This is a genomic window from Paenibacillus sp. FSL H7-0737, from assembly GCF_000758545.1.
In the GTDB taxonomy this organism is placed as follows: domain Bacteria; phylum Bacillota; class Bacilli; order Paenibacillales; family Paenibacillaceae; genus Paenibacillus_AQ.
In genome coordinates, this window is the sequence record NZ_CP009279.1 from 3,877,507 (window position 1) to 3,895,283 (window position 17,777).

The window sequence follows — 17,777 nt, forward strand, 5'->3', positions numbered from 1 at the left end:
GTAAGGGATGAGTTATAGTATTTTTTTGAATAGAGTAATAACTTCTTCCTTCGTTGGAATAAAAGGGTTACCCGGTGCACAAGCATCCTTCATGGAGTTCTCTGCTAAAAGATCAAGATCGACCTCATCTACTCCAAGCTCAGATAGTTTAGATGGAATGCCTACTTCTTTAGACAACGCCTTGATCGACTCAATTACGAAGTCCGCGCATTCCTTATCAGTTTGACTCTCAACGTTTAACCCCATCGCTTTAGCAATAGCCCTGAATTTCTCAGGCACATATTTGGCATTCTCTTCTTCCACATATGGGAGTAGCATTGCGTTACATACGCCATGTGGCAGATCATATACACCGCCAAGCTGATGCGCCATCGCGTGCACATAACCAAGCCCTGCATTATTGAAGGCAAGTCCGCCTAGGAAAATCGCATACACCATTTGCTCACGAGCCTCAATATCATGGCCATTCTTCACGGTACGGGCCAAGTTAGCGAAAATAATCTCCACTGCGGCTAGTGCCGTAGCGTCAGTTACCGGATATGCTCCTGGCGTTACTAGTGCCTCAATTGCATGCGTCAAAGCGTCCATTCCTGTTGCTGCCGTAAGTGCAGCGGGTTTATCTACCATAAGCTCTGGATCGTTAACTGAGATTGTAGCAATACTGTTCTTATCCACCATTACCATCTTCACTTTGCGTTCTTCGTCTGTGATTACATAGTTAATAGTGACTTCGGCTGAAGTCCCTGCGGTGGTATTCACAGCAACGATCGGCAGCGATTTATTTTTCGACTTGTGTACGCCCTCATATTCTTTGATGTGACCGCCATTTGTGGCAAGGATACCAATGGCTTTGGCAGTATCCTGCGGCGACCCACCGCCGATGGAAATCAGAGAATCACAATTCTGCGCTTTGAGATAATCTACGCCATCGTGGACATTTTTACAGGTCGGATTGGGCTTCACTTCATCATAAATGGCATATTCAATTCCCGCATCGTCCAATACCGCCAACAATTTACCAGCAATACCGCTCTTCATAAGAAATTTGTCTGTAACTACAAGTGCCTTCTTCAAATTAAGTTCTTGAATGTAAGGACCAATCTCCTGTAAGCATCCCTTGCCCATAATATTGATCGATGGAACATAATACACATGCGTGCTCATTGCTTGACCAGCCTCCTAATGAGTTCAATAGTCGTTGTATTCCGTCTGCTGCGCCTCAGGCTGGCCTCTGAATAGCAGCTGGGCCGGCCTTGCATCACACTAACTCGATTAATCTCTAAGGGAATTATTTCCTCCTTTATCGTATGCCCCTAAATCTTTATTGTCAACTTCTTAAATATTATTTATGTTGTTTTTGTTTGTTTTATATCTGTTTTGTGAATATTATTGGAAAGTACAGATGTTTTTAAGTTGTTTTTATTGCAAAACACAGATATTAAGCGCTATGATTGTAAAATATAGCTTTGGAAAGGTGATTCCTATGCTTGCAGCCGAAAGACGCAAAAAAATAATAGATCTCGTCCATCAAGATAAACGCGTTCTAGTCTCCGATCTAAGTAAAATGTTTGAGGTCACTGAAGAGACGATACGCAGAGATTTGGAGAAGCTAGAGAAGGATGGCATCCTTAGTCGTACCTATGGCGGTGCTATGCTGAATCGCCATACGAATGAGGATCTGCCTTTTGTTACACGTAATGCCTTGAATACAGATATTAAACGGGGAATCGCCTTGAAGGCGCTCGATTTAATCAATGATGGAGATACATTAATGGTAGATCCAAGCTCTACAGCCTTTGAGTTTCTAAAATTGCTGGGAAACAAAAACAATCTAACCATCATCACAAATTCTATTAATATTTTGCATGAGTTCTCGAATTCAGGGATGGATATCATCTCTACTGGCGGTTCACTTCGTTACCGATCGTTGTCGCTGGTGGGACCGGTAGCCCATGACACCATTCAAAGATACAATGTGGATACAGCGGTAATCAGTTGCAAAGGAATGGATATGGAACGAGGCATCACAGATTCCAACGAACCGGAGTGTGAGCTCAAGAAGTACATGCTACGACAAGCCAATAAGGTCATACTCCTGGCGGATCACACCAAATTCGATAAAACTGCTTTTACAAAGCTGGTTGAGCTTGGCCATATTGATTTCTTGATCACTGACCGTAAGCCATCTGAAGCTTGGCTAAAACGTCTGAACGAGGACAATATTGAGGTTCTCTATTAACAGTGGTAATAACATACTGAGCCTAATTTAAAAAATGCCGTTCCCCAGTAAGTATAGGTGACGGCATTTGTTGTATTTTTCATCCTTATCTTTCCGTAGAAACCTGAGAAATTGATATTACATCTATGGAAGAATGAATATGATCTGATTGCTTTACTTGTGTAGAAGCCTTCTTCCTACAAATATAAACAAGCGCTGGCGGGAAATTTAACAGCACCCATTTAACGCTCACAATATCAAAATGCTGCATTAATTCCTTCTTCATTTGAGGAAAATATTCAAAAGTGATGAACCAGCCGCCCTCTTTTAAAGAAGATATGATTTGCTCAATGTAAAGCGTCCGATCTGAGGCTGAGAAATTCCTAAAAGACAAACTGCTTACAATGCAATCTAACTTCTCCAACCTTCTATTATGAAGCGCAAGCCTTAGCCGCAGGCAATCGTTAAAAAAAATACGGTCAGGGAATTTAAGTCTTAGTTGATGACGAAAATCAGGATCCGTCTCAAACAGGAGCACATTCATCCCGGTCTCTTCCCCGCTTGGAATAAATCTTGTGATGGCTCCAGTACCAGCACCCAGCTCAGCTATATTATGCATTTGTTGCCACGGAATGATGTCGAGCATCGTTTTTGCCAGCCAGCGCGAACTGGGAGTAACGCTTCCTAGTTGTCGGGGCGCATGCAGAAATTTATACAGAAAATGAAGTCTTTCTCGAATTCCGCTTCGCATGTCAACTCCCCCTTATCGTAATTTCCCCATCTAACTCTAAAATATGTTAAAAAGGTTAAAGTCGTACTCGATCTATTCTCTCCATTTATTAATTTTTGCAAAACAAAAGCCCAAATCTCACCGCAGAATGAATTGCGAGGAAATTCGGGCTAATGATTAACATTAATTACTTCGTTTCAACGGCATGTCCACCAAATTCATTCCGAAGTGCAGCCACTACTTTACCCGTGAAGGTATCGGTCTCAAGTGAACGGTAGCGCATTAATAACGCCATCGCGATCACTGGTGTTGCAGCTTGCAGATCAAATGCGGTTTCGAGCGTCCATCTGCCTTCTCCGGAGGAGTGCATAATCCCTTTGATCTCATCCAATTTAGCATCTTTCGAGAACGCACGTTCAACCAGTTCCATCAGCCAAGAACGGATGACAGAACCATGATTCCACACCCGGGCGACTTCCTCAAAGTTATAATCAAACTCACTCTTTTCCAGCACCTCAAAGCCTTCACCGATGGCAGCCATCATGCCGTATTCGATACCGTTATGAACCATTTTTAGAAAATGGCCACTACCAGCTTTGCCGGCATATAAAAAGCCGCTTTCCACAGCCGTATCACGGAAGATGGGCTCCACAACCTCCCAAGCTTCAGGATCTCCACCAACCATGTAACAAGCGCCGTTACGCGCTCCTTCCATCCCACCGGACGTACCTGCGTCCATGAAGCTGATTCCATGTTCCTTCAATTGCTCATATCTGCGAATCGATTCCTTATAGTGCGAATTCCCCGCTTCAATGACGATATCTCCTTTTGATAACAAAGGTGTGATCTCAGCAATGACAGAGTCCACAACCTGATGTGGAACCATAATCCAAATGATTCTAGGCGTTTCCAATTGTTGTACCAACTCAGGGAGCGTTACTGCTCCACTGGCACCTTTAGCTTTCATTTCCTCTACAGCAGGTGCATTCAAATCAAATGCAACAACCTCATGTCCATGATCCAGCAAATTCTGGCCCAAATTGAAGCCCATTTTTCCTAATCCAACTAATCCTACTTTCATGTAATTCCCCTCCGATATATAGACTCTTATGATGTAATTTCTCCAAAATCGGTAAAAAAAACAGGCAGGGGCTTACGCCCCTGGCCGTATAGATTCCTCTGTTGCTGCAACTTCTGCCTGAGCAGAGAGAACTTCTGTCTCCTGATCTGCCTCATCGAACCACCAGCGATCCTCACCCAATAGCTCCATAGCCGCATCTGGACCATATGAACCTGAAGCATAAGTGTGAAGTGGCATAAGCCCCTCTTCCATCGCTTCCTGAATAGGTGTAACCCACTGCCAAGACAGTTCTACTTCTCTCCAGTGAGCGAAGAAGGTAGCATCTCCACGAAGTGCATCGAAGATTAGATTCTCGTAGGCTTCCGGAACATCTGAAGTACCCGCTTCATAAGTAGCGCGTACAGGCTCAAGCTTTCCTTTTTGCAGCTGATCTTTCGTGTTAAGTTGTAGAGTTATGGCTTCATTCGGTCCAATCTCGATAATCAGTAAATTCGGTACATCATTTCCTTTATTCAAGTTATTACTATCATTAAACGGTTCTTTAAACTCAATAACAATACGTGTGGATTTCTCCTTCATTCTCTTACCTGTACGAACATAGAAAGGCACATCATTCCAGAGCGGATCATCTATAAATAAACGCGCTGCGATAAACGTCTCATTTTGCGAGGATTGGTTAATTCCTGGCTCATTCAAATAACCTGGAACAGGGTTCCCTTTGATTTCACCTTCCGTATATTGTCCACGGACAACATGTTTATTAACCTCATCTTTGCTAATTGGAATGAGATGCTCCATGACGTATATTTTCTTCCCACGGATTTCTTCAGGTGTACTGCCTTTAGGAAGCTGCATCGCCATCATCATCATCAACTGCAGCATATGGTTCTGGAACATATCACGAAGTGCGCCAGCTTTATCATAATAGCCTGCCCGCTCTTCAACGCCGACAGTCTCACTCGCCGTAATTTGAACATTCGCGATATATCTATTTTTCCACAGCGCTCTTAGCACTGGATTAGAATACTTCAGAACTTCCAAATTCTGCACCATCGGTTTACCTAGGAAGTGGTCAATCCGGAAGATTTCTTCTTCAGTAAATACGGCATTCAAGCTATCATTCAGCGCTCTTGCAGATTTCAAATCTGTGCCAAAAGGCTTCTCAATAATCAGACGCTTCCAGCCTTTCGTGGAACCCAGACCGCTTGAGTGAATATTAGCTGCGATTTCCTTGAAGAACTCAGGACCCACAGACAAATAGAACATCCGATTCTCCGGAATATTGAACAACTGCTCGCGACGTTTAACATGCTCCAGAAGCTTGGAGTAATCTTCGGTATTCCCTACGTCTAGTACGCTATATTCAAAAGCCTCCAAGAACACCTGCAATTGCGGTGAGTCAATGGCTGGTTGTCTAGAAAAAGTCTGTAAGGATTGCAGTACTTGCTTACGGAAGGCTTCGTTCGAAACTTCTCTTCTTCCTAATCCAATCACAGAAAGAGGACCTGAAATTTGACCATCTAAAAAGAGGTTATATAGTGCAGGATAGATTTTACGTTTTGCCAAATCTCCTGTAGCGCCGAATAGCACAAATGTTGATGATTCCACTTTCATTCCTCCTGTTGTTATACATTATTTATATACTTACTTTTAATTACTAACATACTCAGTAGAATCAATCATACGACTGATATTTTCATACGTCAACCTCATTTCGACATTTACGAAAAGTTATTATTTTCACAAAGCTATGAATTGGTAATTATGATTAATGTCACAAAGAAAATAGTATTGGATCATTCGCATTAAATTACTCGGATATTCACGTTGATTAAAGAAAAATCTCAATCCCAGTGCGGCTTTAGCCAATTTCGATCCACCCCCTCCGATTAGAAAATCATCACACCAGCCACTTTGTAACAAGAATAAAATTTCCAGTCGCCACCTTTACTCGTGCTCGCTCGTATCTTCAAACTAACTTCAAGTAATTGATCATTTTGAAATGGACTACGTCCATAAAATATTACAAATCGATCTTGCTTTTAATCTCAACTTAGATTTTTAAGCATAAAAAAGGTCATCTTCGAGGAAGATTATCAGAGTACGCTTCGGAGAAATGATAAGAGCTATACAGTCCGATTTCTCTCAAAAATCCGCCGACTATATCCAATAGCTGCAATACAGTCCTTTACGTCAACTCGCGCTGATCTCCTTGGTTGAATCGGACTCAGAAGTCCTTAATTCTTTGGTTGCTACCAACTCATGTTGGACGGTTACCTCCTTGTTCACCCTGCCTCTTGTTTAAGGCCTGTATTTTAAGTGTTATAATTAAAGAACGCATGAATTTCCATTCAGTTTACGAAAGGAAGGAGATTTTTTCATGAATATGAAGCAATGGGATCGAATTCGGACGGGACAGGGATTTATAGCTGCCTTGGACCAGAGTGGTGGAAGTACACCTAAAGCGCTGCTGCAATATGGCATTAAAGAGGACAGCTACTCCAATGAAGATCAAATGTATGCAATGGTTCACGAGATGCGAACGCGCATTATCAAAAGCCCTGCATTTGATTCGAAGTATATACTGGGTGCAATCTTATTTGAGAACACAATGGACCGTCTCATCGACGGAAAATATACTGCTGATTATCTGTGGGAGGAAAAAGGCATTGTCCCATTTCTGAAAATAGATAAAGGACTTGCCGAGCCAGAAAACGGGGTACAGCTCATGAAGCCAATTCCCGGCTTAAATGATCTTCTGAAGCGGGCCAGCGAACGGAATATCTTTGGAACGAAAATGCGCTCGGTGATTAAAGAAGCCAATCCTTCCGGCATCAAAAAAGTGGTTGAACAGCAGTTTGAAGTCGGCAAGCAAATTTTAGAAGCGGGACTGGTTCCGATTATCGAGCCTGAGGTTGATATCCATTCTGCTGATAAAACAGCGTCGGAAAAGCTGTTAAAAGAAGAACTTTCAGCTCAATTGTCTAAGCTGGGCCAAGACGTAAAGGTCATGCTTAAGCTCTCAATACCCACGGAGAATAACTTCTACCGCGAGTTAATGGACGATCCTCACGTTTTAAGAATTGTCGCTTTGTCCGGCGGTTACACTCAAGCTGAGGCCAACGATAAACTCGCCCATAATCAAGGATTAATCGCCAGCTTCTCACGTGCTTTATCGCAAGGATTAAGTTCAGGGCAGTCAGACGAAGAGTTTAACGCACTCCTCTCCAAATCCGTAGAAGCGATTTATGCTGCCTCTATTCAATAAGCAGCTCTTCCCCTCGTGAAGACGTAAGACATAAAAAGGCTGTTTCCCTGACAGGTAATTACCTGCTGGGAAACAGCCCTTTTTTTTAATTTGGATTAACTTTTTTTAAGGGTATTGCTCGCAAACAGTTAGTTGCCGCTTCTGCTTAAGTCACAGGAAAATAAGTCGAAACTACTAGTATTAAAGCGATGAAAGCTGGAAGGCCTTGCATAAACAAAATAGATTTTTTCACCGTCAGTGCACCATAAATCGCCGCCACTATAACAGTGCAGAGGAAAAAGATTACAACTTGGTGGCCGAAATTCACATTCGGATGAACCAGTCCCCAAATTAAACCAGCAGCTAAAAATCCATTATACAACCCTTGATTCGCTGCTAGAGTTTTAGAAGCATCCGCAACTTCCTGCGTCATTCCAAAAACTCGAAGCCCTTTGGGCTTTGACCAAGCGAACATTTCCAAATAGACAATATAAATATGTATTAACGCAACAAGACCGACCATGATATTACCTGCTATGATCATTTGATTAACTCCCCTTAATTTAAATTGTGTACAATTTAATTGTATCACACATTAATTGAAAGTTGTACATTCCATCATCATTTTCATATTAAAGCCACTCAAATCCCCTTCTTAGTAATCAACAAAAGAATGCGGAAATCAAGCTACTGATTTATGAAGTTTTAAAGTCCTATTCGTCTGGTCAACTAATAGAATCTTAACTATAATTAAATGTACGAGACGAAGAACGTCCCGATTCATTCCTTTTTGAATGGATCGGGACGTTCTTTTGTTGAATTCGAAGTGCTCGATTGGCGGGGTCAATCCTATTTCTGTGACTTTGCATACATCACTCGGTATGTGAAGCTAGTCATCGAAATCAAAGGTTTTGGTCCACATGTCAGTTAGTCTGGAGAGTGTGGCGGAACGGGAAATCATCCGACTTGCCTATACGCTTGCTCGCCCATTACGCCCAATTGATGTAGAGATTCATTTAAATATCAATCATCTGTTGTAAAGTATGAACTCCAGCCCAACGCGATGAACCGCTTGTAGAAATCCTGCAATTTTACATCTTTTAAGTCCTATATTCATCCACGGAGGAGTTTTCCTGCATAAATACAGTTTTTCACTAATTTTAAGATAACCAAGGTTAATTTAGAGTCATATTCGTGTATATTTGCAGCAATATCCTTAACCAACACCTAATGAACTGATAAAAACTGCACTTTTGCAGTTTTCAAGTCGAGTTCAGCTTTAAGCTTTTGAATTCTGGATTCTGGGCTTCTGTTTATGTAATCTAACATGGCGGCCTGTCTCCCGATAGAATTGCTCATTTCATTTTTATTGTATCGCTTTCATAACCCTTAAAGTTATAATGGAATAAAAAAATGTTTGTATTTTGTCATCTTGGAGGGCCTATGAAGCAGCTATTCGAAGCCGTTGTTTTTGAAGAACATAAGACCTTAGTTTGGGATTACAAAATATATACAGACGACTATTACAAAGGTTATTATCACTGGCATCAATGCTGTGAAATCATGTTCGTGCATGGCGGTCAGGGAAATGTTGTTGTCAATCAGCAGATGTACGATATCTGCAGGGGGATGTTATTCTTTTTCCAGCCCTATCAGCTGCACCGGATCTATTCTGAGGTCTCTCCCACTTGTCCTTTTGAAAGATCCATCTTCTATATTGATCCACATGTTGCGGAGAACCTGCTAGTGGGATTTTCGAAAAGAAAAGCTTTATTCACAACACTTTGGCGAGGGGAAAATACGTATTGCGCCATTGATCTTGAAAATCGTGTTGAAATTGTGGAGTGGATTCTGGAGCAATATGATCACAATAAAAAAAGAAATCCAAGCGAAAATACCGAAGACATTTCGATGTTAATCCTTCAATTATTGAGCAGTATCAAGACAGGAGATCAGCAGATATTCCAATCAGGAGAACGGCGGACCTTGCGCTATTCTGAAAAAATCATGAGCTTTATCGAAGAGCATTATCATGAGGAGGTTAATCTGGATCAGCTGGCTGAGGAAATTCATTTGTCCAAATCCTATATCTCTAGAATCTTTCATCAAGAGACCGGCGGACGGCTCGTGGATTATTTGACAGCCCGGAGAATCAAACAAGCCTGCCGCTTGTTAGGAACGACAGACCTGCCTGTGGAGCAAATCGGAATCATTGTCGGTTTCCCGAACGCCTCCTATTTCAATCAATTGTTCAAAAAAGTCCTCGGAACAACGCCATTAAAATATAGAAAGAATAATTAACGCCAACATTTTCACCATCCTCCAACCCTCCATCATGACAATATTCGAACATTTCATTGTAGCAAAACAAAACTTTTCAGCCACTAGGAAAGCTATACTCATAATATCTTAACCACCACACTGGAGGCAGTAATTATGACATCATCCTATTGGCAAGAGCTTATGTGCAGACTCGACACAAAAGTAGAACAGATGGTAAAGCAGATTGGTGACAAATGCCCACATTTTGCAGGGAAAAATGGAAAATTTGATGATATTGGTTCAGACTGGTGGACCACTGGCTTCTGGCCTGGGCTACTCTGGATCATGCATGATATGACTGGAAAAGACTTATACAAGAAAGCCGCTTGGCACTGGGACGGAACCTTGGAGGAATGGTTTATCAAACCAACGGTTGAGATGCATCACGATGTAGGATTTCAATTCCTTCCGACAGCTGTAATCAAACATACGATTACGGGTGACGAAGATGCCCTGCGTAGGGGGATTGAAGCGGCGAATTTCCTCGCTGCCCGCTATAATCCTGTAGGCAAATTCATCCGCGCATGGAATGAAGATAAATATGGCTGGGTAATTATCGACTGCATGTTGAATATCTCTCTACTGTTCTGGGCCAGCAAAGTAACTGGTGATCCACGGTATAAGCATATTGCTATTAGCCATGCAGAGACGACGATGCAATATGGTATTCGCGAGGATGGATCAACCAAACATATTCTATCTTTCGATGCGGAGACTGGGGCATATATTGAGAATTTTGGCGGTCAAGGTTTTTCAGCTGAATCCTCATGGAGCCGTGGAACGGCTTGGGGGCTGTACGGCTTCATCAATACCTATCGCCACAGTGGAAATGAACGGTTCTTGAACACCGCAAAGCGGATTGCCCATTATTTCATCTCGGCTTTACCTGAGGATCAAGTTCCTTATTGGGATTTCCGTCTAGCGGATGACGAACGGATGTTCAAAGATAGCTCTGCGGCATCTATCGCCGCTTCAGGTTTGTTAGAGCTTGCAGCGATCGTACCTGTAGGCGAAAAAAGCCTCTACGCTAATGCAGCGGAGCGAATTCTCCGCTCACTGACCGAAAATTACGCGACTTGGGAGCAGCCAGAGCATGAAGCGATTTTATTGCATGGAACGGGCAGCGGCACTTCCTTTATCGATGTATCGCTGATCTATGGAGACTACTATTATATTGAAGCTGTCGCTAAATTGAATGGTTGGAAACATCGGATTTTCTAACAGATAAACGATTAATTTATAATAACAAAAAAGAAGCTTCTCTACATTAAATGGAAGATCACTGCACCATTTAAAATGAGAAGCTTCTTTATACGCCTTTAAGCTATTCCCTCATGAGTACAGCGGCCCCTTCCAGCAACATCAAGCCACTGAGTTGAATGCTCAGTTGAACCGGAAGCTCCGGTTTCAATTCCCACGATGGACTACAAAGACCCGGCTGTTTATCGAGACCTTTTTCCCACAACTGCCGAGCATTGGCCATGATTACCTCACGAATCCTGCTAGCCTCAGGAACCTCTCCACAAAGTTGAACCAGATAACGAATCAGAATACCCTTGAACAATCCAGTATCATCGATGCCTTCATCAGGCAACATCATATTCATCGGATCGCATAGACGATCAATACATGTATTAGCAGTTCGATTCGCATCTTCTAAGTAATGGACATCCCCCGTATTCTTATACAGCTCTAAGCCCGCACCTAGAAACACTCCCTGACAATAAGTAAATTCCCAATCGAAATCAATCTGGCCATCCCCGAGTCTGTTCATTCCATCCCACACAAAACCAGTCGCAGGATCCACTAAATATGTTTTGTTCCATTCATAGATACGGAGTGCCCACTCCAGATCCTCCTGCTTTTGAAAAAGTTCATATAACCTAGCTGCTAGAATGACGGCTGGTGCATTGGCAGGTGTGTTTTTATAATCGAGCTGATCCTTCTTCCAGGCCAAACCGCCTCCAAAATGTTCATTCCAAGCTGATTTTATATCCTCCCATAGATCTAGCACAGCACCTAAGTAGGATTCATATCCAGTTGCCCGATAAGCTCGTAGCAGCGCCAATGCTGTCCATTCCATATCATCATAGTAATTATGCCTGAAAGTCCCACCGTTATAAGCTTGGAGATGTTCACTCAATTCCTTGATTCTCAGTGAATATGCAGGATCTCCGCTACGCTCGTAGCCATCCACTAGAATATCAATGACATGAGCCTGCCACCAGTAATAAAAATTCTCACCTGCAACGTTATACTCTCTGGGATACCATTGATTCATGATCCCCGTCTCCGCATTATAATAATTACGTTCTAGACATTGTTGGAACCACTCCGACCTTTCCTGCCAGTTAAGCGCTTTTAGGGCTTCTTTTGCTTGTGTCATTAAAAGTTCACCTCAAATCTGATCCTTAGTTAATTCAGCCATCTTCTCCAATAACTTCGTTGCACTAAGCTGGGAGCTGAGCTGAATTACACCAGTAGATGACAAAGTCCAATCCGTGCCAAACAAAGCTGCGTCCTCTGACTTTCCTTGCTCCCAGAGAGATTCAGCATTCCTACGCAGAAAATCGACAGCTTCAACAGCTGCGGCATCAGCTTTGACCCATTCTGCCGTATACCGAATCAGGATTCCTTTGAACAATCCAGCATCTCCATTTCCTTCGTCTGGAAGTACACCCGCCTTAGCCTCAGCAAGCTCATGAGCAGCAGCGGAAAAAGTTAATCGGGCATCCTCCAAATAGGATGGGTCCTTAGTGATACGATAGAGTTCTACAGCTGCGCCAATATAGATACCTTGGTTATAGGAGTATCTCCAATCCTTATCGATCTGGCCATTGCCCGTGCGATTCATGCCATCCCATACAAAACCCGTCGTCGGGTCTACCAGATGCTTTTTTTGCCATCTATAAATTTTTAGCGCCCATTCTAGATTCTCAGCTTCACCGAAGGCTTGATACAAACGAGCCGCCAGTATAGCTGCTGGGGCATTGGCAGGTGTATTTTTATAATCCAACTGTGACTTCTGCCAAGCGATCCCACCACCCATATGCTCGTTCCAGCCTGTCTGAATGTCTTCCCATAAAAGAAGGGCTGTATCTTTATAAACTTCCTCTCCTGTTGCTTGATAGGCACGGAGCCACGCGAGAGCCATCCATTCCATATCATCATACAACTCGTTGGGCCACACTCCCCCATTTCGTCGCAAAAGACCTTCATGAAGCGCGGAAAGCCGTTCGGCATACCATTCCTCTCTAGTTCGCTGTAATCCATCTACCAATACATCCACAGCATGAGCCATCCACCAATAATGAAAAATGGTATTACATTCTCCGTTTGGACAAGGTGTTTCTATATTGTACATTTTGATCGCGTCATTCCAGAATAATGAATCCAGCGCAGCTTGTGCTTGATTCGCCCGTTCCTCCCAAATCCCGATCTCCAATTGGTTCATATAAACTCTCTCCCTGATTCGATTTTTATAGAATTAACCTTTTATGCCACTGAATGCAATCCCCTGCACAAAATAACGCTGAAGTGCCAGAAAGAGCACCAATATCGGCAGAATCGCAACAAGCGCACCAGCCATCATTGGACCGTAATCTGTTTGGAAATTATAGGAGAAGGCTTGAAGTCCCATCTGAATCGTTGCTTTATCCGGGTCATTCAGTACAATCATGGGCCATAGGAAGCTGTTCCAGCCCGCTTGAAAAGTAAAGATGCTTAAAGTCGCCAGCGCTGGTTTGGTCAGCGGCAAATAAATGCGCCAAAATATCTTAAACTCTCCACAGCCTTCGATCCGGGCCATTTCCATCATGTCACTAGGTAGGGTAAGAAAGAATTGCCGCATAAAGAACACAGCAAAAGTTCCTGAAGCCCCCGGAAGAATAATCCCCCAGAAGGAGTTCATCAACCCGTTCCCCCCACTGCCAAAAATATCGTTACCTCCGAAAAATGGAATATGACGCATGACATAAACTGTAGGGATCATCGTCACTATGCCCGGTATCATCATCGCCGCTAGCAGCACGCGGAATATTGGCTTATTGAGCTTAAAATTCAACTTTGCGAATGCGTAGCCACTGATCGACCCAAAAAACAGATTCGCCAGTACACCTGCTACAGCAAGCACAAGTGAATTCCAGAAAAAGAGGGCAAATGGAACCGTTGTAAACGCCTTACGATAGTGCTCTAAGGTCAAATGTGAAGGAAACCACCGAATGGGCATGGCGAATATCTCTTCGTCAGGCTTCAAAGATGTAAGAACACTCCAATAGAAAGGTAGAAACATTACGATTGCAATAACAATGGACACTATATAATAAATAGATTTACTTAAGCGTCTTTTTAATAACGAACTTCCACTAGTATCCATACCTCTATCCCCTTTCTGCATGACAAGCCCGCTTATACAATGGACTCCTCCGCCTTTGTGATCCGCATGTTTATAAGTGAGAATATGAGAATCGCCACAGCAAGCACAAAAGCTTGTGCAGACGCATACCCCATTTGTAATTGATTAAAGCCCTGTTGATAGATCAGATAAACCGGAGTTTTCGTCATATTCGCTGGACCACCCTGCGTCAGTACAAAAGCTTGGTCGAACAACTGTAACGCACCAATGATTGCCATCGTGCTGACTAGAAAGGTCGTAGGACGTAGTTGCGGCCAAGTAATATACCGGAAACAATCCAGTTTATTGGCACCGTCCAGCCTTGCGGATTCATACAAATAGTCAGGCACACCTTGCAGACCTGCCAAGTAGATAATCATATTAGAACCTACCGACTGCCAGAGAGTAAGCATAATAATGGACAACATCGCTGTTCGGGTCTCGGATAACCAAGCTGGACCTGTAATCCCAACATAGGACAACAATCCGTTAACCAAACCAAATTCAGGATGCAAAAGCCAGATCCAAACGGTAGCAGCAGCAACGGCGGATGTAAGAGTTGGCAGATAATTCAGAGTGCGGAACAGCTTCACCCCACGCCAGCTTCGACTAAGTAGAATCGCGAGGAGCAGCGAAATCAGGATATTTAGCGGAACGAAAATGATCGAATAAAAAAATACATTTCGGAATGTTTTCCATAACAAACTGTCTTCTATCAAACGGCGATAGTTATCAAAACCGATCCAATCATTTCTACTAAGTACATCGTAATTGGTAAAGCTTAAATACAACGCCATTACCACGGGGATGACCGTGAATACTGTAAATAGCAACACCGTTGGTGTAATAAACAAATAAGCTGTCCGCGCCTGATGTTTCTCTAGCTTTCTGATGGAAGCCATTTCAGCTACCCCCTCCTAAGCAAAAGGGAGGCAAGACCTCCCCCTTACTTCAAATGTCTTACTTATTACTTCACTACCTCATTATCCTTTAGCATTTTGTCGCCTTCTTCTTGTGATTTCTTCAAGGTTTCGTCAATACTCAGCTTGTTCTGCTGGTTTAGCTGCAAATTGGGTGCCAACGCGTCGGTTTCCATCACGGAATAACCAGGGTGGTTTGGACGAACCTTAGCGAACTCCAGTGTTTCTAGAAACGGCTGCCACTTGGGATCATCTTTGAAGAATGGATCTTCCATAGACGGCTTATAGCCAGGCAGATTCAGACTGGTCTTGGCCCAGAGCAATGCGTTATCCTTGTTCGCTGTCCACCATTTAATGAACTCCCACGCCTCTTCCTTATGTTTGGAGCCTTCTGGAATCACTAGTCCAAATCCGCCCATAACACTGCCTTTATCCCCGTTTGGTCCAGCTGGAGGGGGAACGATTCCATAATCTAGATCTTTACCATATTTGTTATAAGTGCTGAGCATCCACGGACCGGAATACAACATAGCAACTTTGCCTGTGACAAAAGCATCTTGCCCTTCCCCAAGTCCAAGCTCAAACCCTACTTTATACACCTTATCTTTGTTCATCAGGCGATCCCAGAACTCTAGCACCTGTTTGCCTTTATCATTATTAAAATTGGTCTTTCCATCCTCCGTAAGCATGGTACCGCCAGCCTGTTGAAGATACATATTAAAAAGCCCCAAATCCCCCATTGAAAAACCTGCAATTTCCAATTTATTGCCGTTCCATTTGGTGAGCTTCGTAGCAGCCGTCTCTAGCTCATCCCATGTTGTTGGAGGCTGAAGTCCTGCAACTACGAGCAGCTTCTTATTATAGAAAAGAGCACGAGCATCTACGGTAAGCGGCAGCCCATATAATTTGTCATCGTATGAAAGCTCACGAAGGGATTCGCTGTAGAAGTCATCTTTGGAAATACCGTCCCGTGTTAAGTATTCGTCAACCGGATGCAGGACGTTTTTTGGAGCATACAATGAAGTTCTCCAGCGATCCCAAAACAGCACATCAGGAGTGCCGCCATTGGTTGCGGAAGTCAGGAACTTCGTGATCATATCCTGCTGCAGCACATACTTTACATGAATCTTATCCTGAGATTTATTAAAGGCATCGACCATGGTCTCAAATTGTTTCTGTCCCTCACCGCCCCAATCCCCCCAGAAGGTAAGCTCCGTCTTTTTTCCATCACCGCTCCCTGATTTACTTGCAGTTCCGGACTCTTTACCGGTAGACCCATTACTGCCACCGCAGCCCGTAGCAAGTGAAGCTGTCATAACCAAAGCAAGTGTGGTAACCAGCCATTTTTTCATGTTCTCTATCCCCTTTAGAGTCGATTGAAAAACTTGTAGACATTAACCCCGCTTAACTTGTAACCCGCAGCGCATAAGCACCAGCTCGCAGAACATCATATTTGCCCATGAGAACCATGGACGTGTAAATTCGTCAGGATTATCCACATGAAACCCTTCATGCATAAATCCGGTGCCCGCATCCGTCTTCTCCAGCAGATTAAGCAAGGATTCCTGTTCCTCATTGCTGGTAGATGTCATACCCTGGATCGCTAAAGCTATAGGCCAGATATAACGACTAGGCGTATGTGGACTTCCAATACCAGAAGCCTCCTTTCCAGCGAAGAAATAAGGATTATTGCTACTTAAAATAAGCTTTCGGGTATTTTTGTAGATAGGATCATCGGCACTCACATAACCCAAATAAGGGATAGAGAGCAGACTCGGCACATTTGCATCATCCATCAAATTCACCTGTCCACGGCCATCTACTTCATATGCATAGACTGTCCCAATCTCTGGGTGGTCTACGATTCCATACTGGCGTATTCCCTCATTAATCTGTTCAGAAAGTCTTCTAGCTTTCAATTCCAGTTCCTGATCCCTTAGGATCTCTCGGGCAATTTCACACACATACTCTAAAACAACCACAGCGAACATATTTGCAGGAACCAAATACCCGTAGTCACAGGCATCATCGCTAGGACGAAATCCAGACCAAGTCATTCCTGTATATGCTGTCAACGTTCCTTTGCCTTCACGCGCTAATGTATCCGTAGGTGGACAGTTCATCCGTTGAAAAAGATAATTGGAATCGCTCTCATGTTTCTGTTCAGTAGTCCATAATGCAATAATTCTTTCTACACCCTTAACAAATGAATCATTAAACTGACTAGTTCGGCCCGAATTCTTCCAGAGCAGATAACCCAGTTGGATCGGATAGCATAATGAATCAATCTCATATTTTCTTTCCCACACTCCTGGGCTCATCGCTGTAAGATCCTCCTGATGGCCATTTCCATTAACTTCTTCATTGAAAGCATTCGCATAAGGGTCAAGCTGGATGCAGGCGAATTGTCTTTGTACAATTCCCTCAATCATGTCCGCAATTTCTTCATCCTCGGAGGCAAGGATCAGAAAGGGTCTAACCTGAGCGGCCGAGTCCCGCAGCCACATCGCTGGAATATCTCCGGTAATGACAAAAGTGGTGCCATTTGCCATTCTTTTTAAGGTTGTATTCCAGGTGTTAGCCATACATTTCTCGAACATTTCGGCTAATTTTGGACGATCACTCAGCTGCGCTATTACATTAGATGCCAGTTTCTTCATCGATTCAGGGATTTCTCTGGTTGCTTTCAGTTATAATACCCCCTTTTTCTTTTTCCTTTGAAGCGCTTTCACAAATTAGTATATTGTCATGTGGTTAGTATGTCAATATGTTTATTTATTGATAATGATATATCAATACTTCTATAATGTTAAACATCTATCTAAAACAAACAAAAAAACCCATCCAAAGAGATAGGTTTTTATAA

Annotated in this window: 15 protein-coding genes; 4 read left to right on the top strand and 11 right to left on the bottom strand. The window is 43.1% G+C overall.

The window, feature by feature from the left end:
• Positions 1–12: 12 nt before the first annotated feature.
• Positions 13–1,164: an iron-containing alcohol dehydrogenase gene (locus tag H70737_RS16820; RefSeq protein WP_042188982.1), complete on the bottom strand. Its 1,152-nt coding sequence runs from the start codon at positions 1,162–1,164 to the stop codon at positions 13–15.
• 319 nt (positions 1,165–1,483) lie between these two features.
• Here H70737_RS16820 and H70737_RS16825 point away from each other — a divergent pair, with 319 nt between their 5' ends.
• Positions 1,484–2,239, top strand: a complete 756-nt coding sequence (locus H70737_RS16825; protein ID WP_042194054.1) for a DeoR/GlpR family DNA-binding transcription regulator — start codon at positions 1,484–1,486, stop codon at positions 2,237–2,239.
• An 85-nt stretch (positions 2,240–2,324) separates the two neighbouring features.
• Here the strand turns inward: H70737_RS16825 and H70737_RS16830 are convergent, their stop codons facing one another.
• The 3 genes from H70737_RS16830 to zwf all read right to left on the bottom strand — a co-directional run bounded on the left by H70737_RS16830 (position 2,325) and on the right by zwf (position 5,637).
• Entirely contained in the window at positions 2,325–2,969 is a 645-nt protein-coding gene (locus tag H70737_RS16830; protein WP_231573286.1) for a class I SAM-dependent methyltransferase, read from the bottom strand.
• 166 nt (positions 2,970–3,135) lie between these two features.
• Positions 3,136–4,029 carry a phosphogluconate dehydrogenase (NAD(+)-dependent, decarboxylating) gene (gene gnd, locus H70737_RS16835; protein WP_042188983.1) on the bottom strand — a complete coding sequence of 298 codons (894 nt, stop codon included), beginning with the start codon at positions 4,027–4,029 and terminating at the stop codon, positions 3,136–3,138.
• A gap of 72 nt (positions 4,030–4,101) precedes the next feature.
• On the bottom strand, positions 4,102–5,637 hold the full coding sequence (gene zwf / locus H70737_RS16840; protein ID WP_042188984.1) for a glucose-6-phosphate dehydrogenase: 1,536 nt from the start codon (positions 5,635–5,637) through the stop codon (positions 4,102–4,104).
• A gap of 772 nt (positions 5,638–6,409) precedes the next feature.
• Between zwf and H70737_RS16845 the strand changes: the two genes are divergently transcribed.
• Positions 6,410–7,297 (top strand): fructose bisphosphate aldolase, encoded by an 888-nt coding sequence (locus H70737_RS16845; RefSeq protein ID WP_042188985.1) that lies wholly within the window; start codon positions 6,410–6,412, stop codon positions 7,295–7,297.
• A 145-nt stretch (positions 7,298–7,442) separates the two neighbouring features.
• Here the strand turns inward: H70737_RS16845 and H70737_RS16850 are convergent, their stop codons facing one another.
• The gene (locus H70737_RS16850) at positions 7,443–7,820 is read right to left on the bottom strand and encodes a DUF1304 domain-containing protein (RefSeq protein WP_042188986.1); all 378 of its coding nucleotides are present in this window, start codon (positions 7,818–7,820) and stop codon (positions 7,443–7,445) included.
• An 899-nt stretch (positions 7,821–8,719) separates the two neighbouring features.
• Here H70737_RS16850 and H70737_RS16855 point away from each other — a divergent pair.
• Positions 8,720–9,577: an AraC family transcriptional regulator gene (locus H70737_RS16855; RefSeq protein WP_052404323.1), complete on the top strand. Its 858-nt coding sequence runs from the start codon at positions 8,720–8,722 to the stop codon at positions 9,575–9,577.
• Positions 9,578–9,712: 135 nt separating this feature from the next.
• Positions 9,713–10,819, top strand: a complete 1,107-nt coding sequence (locus tag H70737_RS16860; RefSeq protein WP_042188989.1) for a glycoside hydrolase family 88 protein — start codon at positions 9,713–9,715, stop codon at positions 10,817–10,819.
• Between the two features lie 103 nt (positions 10,820–10,922).
• On the opposite strand, the gene H70737_RS31270 is transcribed toward H70737_RS16860, so the two are convergent.
• The 6 genes from H70737_RS31270 to H70737_RS16890 form a co-directional block, all read right to left on the bottom strand.
• Positions 10,923–11,984, bottom strand: coding sequence for a glycoside hydrolase family 76 protein (locus H70737_RS31270; RefSeq protein WP_042188991.1), 1,062 nt, complete (start codon positions 11,982–11,984; stop codon positions 10,923–10,925).
• Between the two features lie 12 nt (positions 11,985–11,996).
• On the bottom strand, positions 11,997–13,052 hold the full coding sequence (locus H70737_RS31275; RefSeq protein WP_042188994.1) for a glycoside hydrolase family 76 protein: 1,056 nt from the start codon (positions 13,050–13,052) through the stop codon (positions 11,997–11,999).
• A gap of 33 nt (positions 13,053–13,085) precedes the next feature.
• Complete coding sequence (locus H70737_RS16875) at positions 13,086–13,973, bottom strand: carbohydrate ABC transporter permease (RefSeq protein WP_042188997.1); 888 nt, start codon at positions 13,971–13,973, stop codon at positions 13,086–13,088.
• A 32-nt stretch (positions 13,974–14,005) separates the two neighbouring features.
• Entirely contained in the window at positions 14,006–14,893 is an 888-nt protein-coding gene (locus H70737_RS16880) for a carbohydrate ABC transporter permease (RefSeq protein WP_042188999.1), read from the bottom strand.
• A 65-nt stretch (positions 14,894–14,958) separates the two neighbouring features.
• Positions 14,959–16,263 (bottom strand): ABC transporter substrate-binding protein, encoded by a 1,305-nt coding sequence (locus H70737_RS16885; protein WP_042189001.1) that lies wholly within the window; start codon positions 16,261–16,263, stop codon positions 14,959–14,961.
• A 42-nt stretch (positions 16,264–16,305) separates the two neighbouring features.
• The gene (locus H70737_RS16890) at positions 16,306–17,571 is read right to left on the bottom strand and encodes a glycoside hydrolase family 125 protein (protein WP_042189003.1); all 1,266 of its coding nucleotides are present in this window, start codon (positions 17,569–17,571) and stop codon (positions 16,306–16,308) included.
• Positions 17,572–17,777 lie beyond the last annotated feature (206 nt).